Origin of the sequence: Devosia sp., assembly GCF_035944845.1 — a bacterium.
Classification (GTDB): domain Bacteria; phylum Pseudomonadota; class Alphaproteobacteria; order Rhizobiales; family Devosiaceae; genus Devosia_A.
This window is the reverse complement of record NZ_DASZAW010000083.1, coordinates 38,365-48,449: the sequence shown is the minus strand read 5'-3', so window position 1 is coordinate 48,449 and position 10,085 is coordinate 38,365. Positions and strand designations below refer to the sequence as shown.

The window sequence follows — 10,085 nt, the reverse complement described above, 5'->3', positions numbered from 1 at the left end:
GTGCGGGGTGTAGGTCGGCAGGTGCTTGCCGCGCAGACGCATGGCGATGATGGAGGCGACACGGCCAACCACCAGATCCTTGGCGTCGATCAGGATCCACTTCTTCTGGATCTCGTCCGGCTTCGCCGTGTAGGTGCTCATTTGGTTTTCCTTGAAAGCAGGCAGAGTGTCCCCTGCCCCGTATTCGTGGCGCGGATATACGGATGGCGCGCACGAGCGTCAAGCGGAAAGATTTTCGCTTGTTATTTCAATGGCTTGCGTTGTTGGTATTATGATACCACATATTAAGTCATTGAAATCACACGACATCGCCACCTGCCAAAACGCACCCGTAACCACAGGGTCATTCCCGCGAAAGCGGGAACCTCTGTTTTCTCGCGTGAGGCACCATCGCGAACGGAGCTCCCCGCTTTCGCGGGGATGACAACGAGTGTGCGGCAGCGCCGGTGCTCAGGCCGACTTCCGCCGCGTGGTATCCGCGAGATATGCCGTCACCAGCCCGGCGAGCATGAACGCCAGGGCCTGGTGGCCCAACGCCAGCGAGATCGGCACCATGCTGAGGAGCGTGGCAATGCCGAGCCCGACCTGCAGCAGGATGAGCAGTGAGATGCGCGGCAGCCAGCCGTGCACGCCGCCGAAGCCGCCGCGCTTCGACTGCCGCCATACCAGCCAGCCGACATAGAGCACCACGGCATAGGCGATCATCCGGTGGATGAACTGCACGGTAAGGGTGTTCTCGAACAGGTTCTTCCAGAACGGCTCGATGGCGTCGAGCCCGTGCGGGATCAGCGCTCCATCCATCAGCGGCCAGGTGTTGTAGCCCATGCCGGCATCGAGCCCGGCAACGAAGGCGCCGGCGACGATCTGGATGAGGATCAGCGCCAAGAGGCCCCAGACCGGCCAGCCGGCCGGGCTTACGGACTTGGCCGGTTCAAGCCGTCGGGCCACCCAGATCAAGGCAATGAACAATAGCGACGCGGCGCCCAGATGTGCGGCCAGCCGGTATTGCGACACCGAGGTCAGCTCGGAGAGGCCGGACGAGACCATCCACCAGCCGAGAAAGCCCTGGAATCCGCCAAGCACGAATAGCCCGGCGAGCGGCGCGGCGAGGCTCCAGTTGAAGCGACGCTGGACCAGGAACACCACGAACGGGATGGCGAAGGCGAAGCCGATGACGCGGCCGAGGAAGCGGTGTGCCCATTCCCACCAGAAGATCGACTTGAAGTCCTCGATCCCCATCCAGGCGTTCTGCACGCCCTGCGGGATCTGCCTGTAGGCCTCGAACTCGGCCTGCCAGTCGGCATCGCTGAGCGGCGGGACGGCGCCGGAGATCGGCTTCCACGAGGTGATCGACAAGCCGGATTCGGTCAGTCGGGTCGCGCCCCCCACCACCACCATGATCAGCACCAGGAGCGCCATGCCGTAGAGCCAGATACGGACGGGCCGCAGCCGATCAGTAGCGGGCGTTGTCGATGTGGCGGATTGTGCTGTTGCGCTGAGGGCCAAGATGGGTTCCTTTCGGCCCCGACCTACTCCCGGCAGCGTCCCCTTACAATGGGCGCGATGCCGCATCGGAAGAGTCTTATTGTCACGCGGTCGAACCGGAAAAGTCTGCAACTTTTCCTGACCACGCTCCGGAACCAAGCATGACCCAATCCACCCGCAAGCTCCTCGGTACCGTGCTGATCCTCCTGTCCCTGGTGGTCTGGTCGGTGCTGGGGATGTGGATCTACATGAGCTTCCTCGGAGCAGCCGCCTGGTGGCTGCTCATCGGCTTCTTCGCGGTGATGGGGATGAGCTGGTTCTACCCGGCCACCTGGATCATCCGCTGGATGGCAAAGCCGGACGCGGAATAAGACTTCCCCGGTCGGCTTGCCGCCGCCTTGAGGGGAGGGATTGAGGGAGGCGGTGGTGCAGTCAGCACCGAGCGTCCCTCACCACCCCCACCCCCAACCCCTCCCCTCAAGGGGGAGGGGAGCAGAACGTCCCTACTCCCAGCGCACCTTGGCGCCGAGCTTGGTCAGCTTCTCGACGAAATGCGGATAGGCGCGGCGGATCGGGTCGGCATTCTTGATGCGCGACTCGCCGGGGATCTGGATGGCGGCCAGCAGCAGCGCCACCACGACGCGGATGATGTAGGGCGCCTCGACCGTTGCCGGGCGCAGCGGGTTGCCGCCGAACACCACGAGGCGATGCGGATCGGAGAGGTGTACGCGGGCGCCGAACTTCAGCAGTTCCGCGCTCCATCCGAGCGCCCCTTCATAGACCTTGTTCCAGAACAGGATGTCGCCGGTGCAGCCGACGGAAATGCCGATAGCGTGCGGCAACAGGTCCGCCGGGAAATACGGCCAGGGCGCCGCCTCGATCTTGGGCAGCATTTCGGCGGTGTAGGGCTCGGTGACCTTGCGGGTCCAGCCGGTGGCGGTGACCTTGCCGTCCTCGATCTCGAACTCCAGCCCGAGCTTGCCGAACTGGCGGAGGATCAGCGTCAGCTGCGGGCCCATGTCGGTCTCGACGGTCAGCCGGCCACCGGTGACCGCGCCGATGGCGAGGAAGGTCGCGACCTCATGGTGATCGTCCGGGACGCGGGCGGTGGTGCCTGCGAGCTTGCCCACGCCACGCACCGTCAGCCGCGAGGTGCCGATGCCGTCGATATCGGCGCCCATCGCCGCCAGCATGTCGCAAAGCGCCTGCACATGCGGCTCGGAGGCGGCGTTGTTCATGGTCGAGGTGCCGCTGGCCAGCGCCGCGATCATCACGAAGGTCTCGGTGGCGGTGACCGAGGCGTAGTCGGGCCACAGGTCGACGCCCTTGATCTGGTTGCGCCGCTCGATGCGATAGGGGTGCGTGCCGGCAATGCTGCCGCCGAAGCGCTCGAGGATTTCGAGGTGCGGGTCGATCTCGCGCACCCCGAGCGCGCAGCCCTTCGCCTCGGTGTCGAAGATCAGATAGTCGCTGCGCAGCAGCACCGGGGCGAGCAGCAGCACGGCAGCGCGGATGCCCACCGGCAACTCGGCATCGGAGGTGGCAAAGGCCTTGAAGTCGTGCTGGATGGTCAGCGTCTGCGCCTCGAGGCTGCGCTGCACGCGCGAGCCCTTGGAGCGGAAATACTCGACCAGCTTGTCGATGTCGCTGATCTCGGGGACGTTGGTGAGCGTCACCTGCTCGTCGGTCAGCAAGGTGGCGCAGAGCATGGGCAGCACCGCGTTCTTGTTGCCCGAGGGGCGGATGGTGCCGGACACCGGGTTAGCGCCATCGACGATGAGGTCAGCCATGAATGCTCCGGGAGAATCTGTAAACGAAGGACATGAGGTAAGAGCCGATCAACCGGGCAGCATTGAGAACACCGCCGGGGTGGCGAAAACGTCGACATAGCGTTTGGACTGGAACAGCCCGTTGAGCGAAACCCGCGGCAGCGAATGCAGACTGTGCCGGTGGCCGGCATAGAGCCCGCCGGGCCTCGTGGTCACCGCCGTACGCAACCCGAGTTCACGCGCCAAGCTATACTCCCGCGGGCCGGCGGACGCATTGCCGCCGATCGGATAGCTGAGATGCAACGGCGTCTTGCCGAACTGCGCCTTGAGGATGCGGACCGACTGCTCCATCTCGTTGCGCGCATCCGCCGGAGAGAGCTTGGCCAGCTCGTAGTGGTGCACCGTATGGGCGCCGATGGTGCAGAGCGGATCAGCCGCAAAGTGCCGGAGTTCGCTCCAATCCATGATCAGTTCGCGGCAATGCTGCTTGAGGTCGAAGCCGTATTGCCTGGCAAGGTCGCGGATCAGCTTGACGCGATCAGCCTCAGGCATGGTGCGCATCCGGCGGTATAGCGCGTCGTAGGCCTTCTGCTTTTCTTCAAGGCCGGCGGTCACGAAATACTCGGTTTCACCGGCGTAAGTGACCGCCAGCGCGTTCTGGCCGGCGATGATGTCCTCGAGTGCCTGCCACCACACCTCCCCCACCCCATCGACCAATGCGGTCGGCACGTAGAGCGTGAAAGGGCATTGCTGCCGGCGCAGTATCGGCAGGGCGTAGCGCAGGTTGTCGCGATAGGCGTCGTCGAAGGTGAAGACGACGAAGGGCTTGCCCGGCTGTTCGGCCTCGATGCGCCGGGCAGCCTCGTCCATATCGACGATATCGAAGCCGAGCTCGCGCATGCGGGTGATGGCGAAGGCAAGAAAGTCGGGCTTCACCTGGAGGATCGCGTTGGGCGCAAAGTCGGCCGGATCGTCCGGCAGCACCCGGTGCAGCGTGAAGATCAGGCCGCGCGCCTTGGAGCGCTTGCGGATCAGGTGCGTCACGCCGCTCGCCCATAACAGTTCGAAGGCGGCGCCGATCAGCCTGTACCTGAGCGTTGCCAAGGCCTAGGCCACGTCCGCCCTGACGGCGGGAAGACTGACGACGCGGCCGAGCTCGAAACCGAGCGCCGCGATATCGCGGCGCGCCATGCCGATCGCCACCGGGCTCGCATCCTCACTGGTCACCAGCACCACGGTGGCGCGAGCCCCCGAGAACAGCGGCAGGCTGGAGGCGACGCCGACGCGGCCGGTGTCGACGATCACCACATGATAGATGTCGGCCAGCGCCTCGATCAGCGTCGAGGGGCGTGGCGACCGGCGATCCAGCGACGGGAGGCGACCCCACGGCACTTCGGCAAGGTTGTCACCGGCGCGCTGCATGACGTCACCATAATCGGCCGCCTCGGCGGCAAGATCGGTGAGGCCGAGCAGCGGGCTGGTCTCGCCGCTACCCGCGTCCACCACGACGGCGCTGAGGTCATTCATCAGGGCATCTTCAAGCAACCGATCCATCACCATCAGCGTCTCCTGGCCGCCGTCGAGGCTGGCCAGCAGCACGGTGCGCAGTTGGTGCGCGGTAACGGCGGCGGAGAGCTGCGCCAGATCATCGTCCACCGGGCGGGCTGCAGTCGGCGGCGCAGCGATGCCGGCCTCGACAGCATGCTCCAGCTCGTCATCGATCGGATCGCTATCGGCCAGTTCGGCGGGCGCAGCGTCGTACTCCTGCTCGTCCCGCTCCTCCGGCTCCAGGTCGGCGCGCGTCCGCTCGGTCAGCGCCCTGCCCGACATCAGTTCGCCGAACAGGATCGCGCCGATCTGCAATGCCAACGCCACGAAACCGACGGCACCGAGGATTAGCGGGATCTTGGGCGAAGCCGGCTCTACCGACGGCGCCGCTTCGCTGACGATGCGAACATCCGGGAGCGCCGAATTGGACGCCGTGCGCGAGGTCGCATCGGAGTACTTGGCCAGGTAGTTCTCCAGCAGATCGCGCTGCGCCTTGGCCTCGCGCTCCAGGCTGTCGAGCGTCACGCCGCCCTTGGTCGCGTCGCCCGCTGTCAGTTTGGCGCGCGTCAGATCATCGCGCAGCCGTTGCTCGAGGTCCGCCTCGACCTTGGCCTCGGCGTCGAGCGAGTCGGCGACGCGATCGGCTTCGGCCGCGATCTGCTTGTTGAGCTCGCCGATCTGCGCCTTCAGCGCCTTGATGGTCGGATGGTTGGACAAAAGTGTCGTCGATTTCTGCGCCAGCTCGGCCTGGAGGTTGGCTTTGGTTTCGAGCAGCCCCTGGATCACCACGGAGTTGCGCACGTCGTTGATGCCATCGAGCGACTGGCCCGAGCCGAGCAGCCCGCGGATCACCTGCGAACGCGCCTGGGCATCGTTCTTGCGCTGCTGCGCTTCGGCGATCTGGGTGGCGACCACGGTCAACTGCTGGTCGGTCACCGGGATGCTGTTGGCGCCGACGAACAGGTCGTTTTCGACCTTGTAGTTGGCGACGGCGGTTTCGGCAGCGCTCACCTTGGGCCGGAGCTTGTCGATCTCCTCCTGCAGCCACACCGTCGCGTCGGCGGTATCGGTCAGCGACTGTGCGCCGCGGCGCTTTACGTGCGCGGCGGCAATGGCGTTGGCGATGCGAGCGGCGAGTTCGGCGTCAGTCGAGCGCACGTAGATCGAAATCACCGCCGAGTCGCGTTCACGAATGACCGTCATCCGGTCGGCGAGGTTGCCGAGCACCGTCTCATCGACACTGCGCTGCTCCGGTCCGCGCCCGATCAGGCGCAGTACGAAGCCCATGGGAGAAAAGCCGGCATTGGAGAACTCCGGCACCGAGCGCAGGTTCTCCGCATCCACCACTTCGAGCAGCAGGTCTCGCGACTTGATCAGCTCGATCTGGCTCGACATCAACGCTTCGGTGTTCACCGAGGTCCCAACCGAGCCCACATCCATCACCGCGCGCGTGTAGATATTGCTGCGCGGCTCGACCAAGAGGCTGGCCGACGATTCGTAGCTCTTGGGGATGAACAACAGCACGGCAGCCGTCGCGACCAGGAGCAGCACGGTGACCAGCAGAATGCGCAGCCCGCGCGACAGCACGGCAGCGACCAGCGCCCCCATATCCATCCGCACGTCACCGGCGCGCTCGAAATCCGAACTCACTCGCCCGCCCTCACTGTTACCCCTGAGCTATGCGGCCGGCGTGGTAAGCATTCAGTTAAGCCGGCTCGCAATCTGACGATGCCGCAGCAATTTTCTAAGCAGAATGTTAACCATAGCACCGCGACACTGGCGCCCTGATCAGGGTTTTTCGGGATAGCCATGCGCTGGCTGCGTTTCCTTCTCATTTTGCTGCTCGTGCCGCTTGCGGCCTGCGCCATCAACGGCAAGCCGTCGACCTATCTGGTCGAGGTGAAGGGCCCTTACACGCTCGATACCGGCGATGTGGTGCGGGTCAGCGTCTATGGCGAAACGGAGCTGTCGAAGAGCTATCAGGTCGACGATGGCGGCGCCGTGGCGCTGCCGCTGGTCGGGCCGGTGAAAGTGCGCGGCAAGACCACCCAGCTCGCCGCCGCTTCGATCACGGCGGCGCTCGCCGAGGGCTATATCCGTGAGCCGAGTGTGGCTGTCGAAATCGAGACGTACCGGCCGTTCTTCATCCAGGGCGCGGTCAAGAGTGGCGGCCAGTTCCCATATGTCTACGGCATGACGGTACGCGCCGCGATCAGCACCGCGGGCGGATTCTCCGATACGGCGGACCGCGGCAAGGCGGTGATCTACCGCCGGCAGGGCAACCAGATGGTGAAGGGATCGGTCAACCTCGACTTCCCCATTTACCCTGGGGATACCATCGTCGTAGCGGAGCGCTGGCTCTAAAGGGTTCGGAAACCCCGGCCCTTCTAACGCTGGGCCATGTCCAGCGCATCTCGCCCGCTCCGCATCCTCCAGATCCTTCGTGCCCCGGTTGGTGGGCTGTTCCGGCACGTCTACGACCTGACGCACGAACTGGCGGCGCGCGGCCACGAAATCGGCATCGTCGCCGACAGTCTGCACACCGATGCGCTCACCGAGGAACGGCTCGGAAGACTCCGCCCGCTGGCGCCGCTGGGCATCCACTCGCTGCCGATTCCTCGCACCTTCGGCACAGCCGACCTGACGACGCCGCTCCAGGTTCGTCGCCTTGCCGATGCCTTGCAGATCGACGTGCTGCACGGCCATGGCGCCAAGGGAGGGCTCAATGCCCGGCTGGCGCGCATCGGGGCGCGGCAGCGGGTATCGCTCTATACGCCGCATGGTGGTGTGCTGAACTACCAGCCGGGCTCGGCCGCCGGGCGGTTGTTCCGCCTGATCGAGCGCGCGCTGATCGGCGCCACCGACGCCATCGTGTTTGAAAGCGGCTTCGCGCAGGCTGCCTATATCGAGCAGATCGGCCGCCCCTCCTGCCCCGGCCCGGTGATTCACAACGGCCTGATGCCGGCGGAGTTCGAGCCGATACTGCCCGGCCCGGAAGCCGCGGATTTCGTGTTCATCGGCGAGTTCCGCGCGGTCAAGGGCATCAGTTATCTGCTCGAGGCGCTCGTCGGGGCGCGCACACCCGGAGGTCGTCCGGCCAGCCTGGTGATGGCCGGCGGCGGCCCTGACCTCGAGGCAATCAAGGCTCAGATCACGCAGCTCGGCCTTGACGATCGCGTCACCCTCGTCGGGGTGAAACCGGCGCGCCCGACGCTCCATCTTGGTCGCATCGCGGTGGTGCCATCGCTCGCCGAGTCGCTGCCCTATGTCATTCTCGAGGCGGCTGCCGCCGGCCGGCCGGTCATTGCCACCGATGTCGGCGGGGTGAGGGAAATCTACGGCCCCACCGCCGCGAGCCTGCTTCCAGCGGCCGACGCCGGGGCGTTGCGGCGAGCCATGCAGGCGGCGCTCGACAATCCAGTTGCCGCAGCGCGCGAAGCCAACCTCCGGCTGGCCCATATTCGCGCCGGTTTCTCCATTTCGCACATGACCGACCAGATTGAGGCGCTCTACCGGCAGGCGCTTGCCGCCAGGGTGCCAAACGGTTTCGCCACGTCCTCAGCGCTCTCTTCCTAGCGCCCCGCACAACAAGAGCCCAGCAAGAGCCCCACCGATGTTTCATCTCGATCCGCAGCAGGCCGTCCTCGAACACGTTGCCCAGCCCCCAAAGGCCCAGGCCGCACCGCCTCGGCTGAGCGACCTCGCCGCCGCACTCGCCGACCAGCCGATCGCCCCGACCTACTCGACCGCGGTCGTCGCCGGCGTGGCGCAGGCGGCCGAGATCGTGCTGATCATCGCTACCGGGGTGGCCCTGTTCGGGCTCAATGGCGGCGACACGCTGCTCAGTGTCGTCACGACGCTCGGCGTCGTGGCAGTGGCTGAAGTGTTCATCGGCTTGCTGCGGCTGCACGGCATCGCGGCTTACCGGCTCGGCATCTCGCAGCTGTGGAAGTCCGCCCTCGGCTGGACCGCTGCCTTTGCCCTGCTGGGCGGGCTGGTGCTGCTCTATGACAGTGGCCATGCGTTGTCGCGCCCGTGGATCCTCACGTTCTGGGCCGCCGGGCTCGGCGTGCTCGCGATCTATCGCATGGTGCTGCACCAGGTGGTGATGCACTGGACGCGGCAGGGCAAGCTCAAGCGCCGAACCGTGATCGTCGGCGGCGGCAAGGATGCGGAAGCATTGATCGAGTCAATCCAGAGCACCGGCCGCGACGACATCGACCTGCTGGGGCTGTTCGACGACCGCAACGATGATCGCTCGCCCGAATCCGTTGCCAGCCTCGCCAAGCTCGGTCGGGTTGCCGAACTTATCGAGTTCGCCCGGCAGACCCGGATCGACCTGGTGATCGTGTCGATGCCGCTGTTCGCTGAGCACCGGGTGCTCGACATGCTGAAGCAGCTCTGGGTGCTGCCGGTCGACATCCGGCTTTCCGCCCACATGAGCAAGCTGCGTTTCACCTCGAAGGCCTATTCCTATGTCGGCGGCGTGCCGGTGTTCGATATGGCGGACCGGCCGATCTCGGACTGGAATCTCGTGTTCAAGTGGCTGTTCGACAAGCTGGTCGCGGTCACCGCCCTGATCCTGCTCTCCCCGGTGATGATCGCCACGGCGATCGCCATCAAGCTCGAGAGCAAGGGGCCGGTGTTCTTCCGCCAGAAACGCCATGGCTTCAACAACCAGCTGATCGACATGTGGAAGTTCCGCTCGATGCGGACTGACATGCTCGACGCCAACGCGACCAGGCTCGTCACCAAGGATGATCCGCGGGTCACCAAGGTGGGCAGGTTCATTCGCAAGACCTCGATCGACGAGCTGCCGCAGCTGTTCAACGTGCTGCTGGGCGAACTGTCGATCGTCGGGCCCCGTCCTCACGCGCTCGCGGCCAAGGCCGACAACCAGCTGTACTACGATGCCGTCGAGGGCTACTTCGCCCGTCACCGGGTGAAGCCGGGGATGACCGGCTGGGCCCAGATTCACGGCTGGCGTGGCGAGACCGACACGGTCGACAAGATCATGCAACGAGTCAAATGCGACCTCTACTACATTGAAAACTGGTCGCTCTGGCTCGACGTGAAGATCGTCGCGATGACCCCGATCTCGCTGTTCACCCAGCGCAACAACGCGTTCTGAGGCTGAGCATGCGCTGCGGTAAAGGCCCCCTCACCCGGCCTTCGGCCGACCTCTCCCCCCAGGGAGAGGTGCGATGGGGCGCGATCTTGCCGCAGCACCACCTCTCCCTGGGGGGAGAGGTCGGAAGGCGCAGCCTTCCGGGTGAGGGGGCC

9 protein-coding genes are annotated in these 10,085 nt (G+C 65.4%); 4 read left to right on the top strand and 5 right to left on the bottom strand.

From position 1 onward, the window contains the following. A partial coding sequence (locus VGV07_RS16645) for an uL13 family ribosomal protein (protein ID WP_326869843.1) occupies window positions 1-141 on the bottom strand: 141 nt, incomplete at its 3' end. Window positions 142-450: 309 nt separating this feature from the next. Then, a complete protein-coding gene (locus VGV07_RS16640) occupies window positions 451-1,506 on the bottom strand; it encodes a COX15/CtaA family protein (protein WP_326869842.1) in 1,056 nt (351 codons plus the stop codon). Between the two features lie 140 nt (window positions 1,507-1,646). Between VGV07_RS16640 and VGV07_RS16635 the strand changes: the two genes are divergently transcribed. Beyond that, window positions 1,647-1,856, top strand: a complete 210-nt coding sequence (locus VGV07_RS16635; RefSeq protein ID WP_326869841.1) for a DUF2842 domain-containing protein — start codon at window positions 1,647-1,649, stop codon at window positions 1,854-1,856. Window positions 1,857-1,988: 132 nt separating this feature from the next. Here VGV07_RS16635 and VGV07_RS16630 read toward each other — a convergent pair whose 3' ends face one another. The 3 genes from VGV07_RS16630 to VGV07_RS16620 are packed head-to-tail and all read right to left on the bottom strand — an operon-like array spanning window position 1,989 to window position 6,452. Further along, window positions 1,989-3,275, bottom strand: a complete 1,287-nt coding sequence (locus VGV07_RS16630) for a UDP-N-acetylglucosamine 1-carboxyvinyltransferase (RefSeq protein WP_326869840.1) — start codon at window positions 3,273-3,275, stop codon at window positions 1,989-1,991. A gap of 48 nt (window positions 3,276-3,323) precedes the next feature. Then, on the bottom strand, window positions 3,324-4,358 hold the full coding sequence (locus VGV07_RS16625) for a polysaccharide deacetylase family protein (protein WP_326869839.1): 1,035 nt from the start codon (window positions 4,356-4,358) through the stop codon (window positions 3,324-3,326). Between the two features lie 3 nt (window positions 4,359-4,361). Then, window positions 4,362-6,452 carry an exopolysaccharide transport family protein gene (locus tag VGV07_RS16620; RefSeq protein WP_326869838.1) on the bottom strand — a complete coding sequence of 697 codons (2,091 nt, stop codon included), beginning with the start codon at window positions 6,450-6,452 and terminating at the stop codon, window positions 4,362-4,364. Between the two features lie 159 nt (window positions 6,453-6,611). On the opposite strand from VGV07_RS16620, the gene VGV07_RS16615 reads away from it, so the two are divergent. From VGV07_RS16615 to VGV07_RS16605, 3 genes are read left to right on the top strand one after another with little or no spacing between them, the layout of a single operon-like run. Next, window positions 6,612-7,166, top strand: a complete 555-nt coding sequence (locus tag VGV07_RS16615; RefSeq protein WP_326869837.1) for a polysaccharide biosynthesis/export family protein — start codon at window positions 6,612-6,614, stop codon at window positions 7,164-7,166. 36 nt (window positions 7,167-7,202) lie between these two features. Beyond that, entirely contained in the window at window positions 7,203-8,378 is a 1,176-nt protein-coding gene (locus VGV07_RS16610) for a glycosyltransferase family 4 protein (RefSeq protein WP_326869836.1), read from the top strand. 37 nt (window positions 8,379-8,415) lie between these two features. After that, window positions 8,416-9,933, top strand: a complete 1,518-nt coding sequence (locus VGV07_RS16605) for an undecaprenyl-phosphate glucose phosphotransferase (protein ID WP_326869835.1) — start codon at window positions 8,416-8,418, stop codon at window positions 9,931-9,933. Window positions 9,934-10,085: the final 152 nt, after the last annotated feature.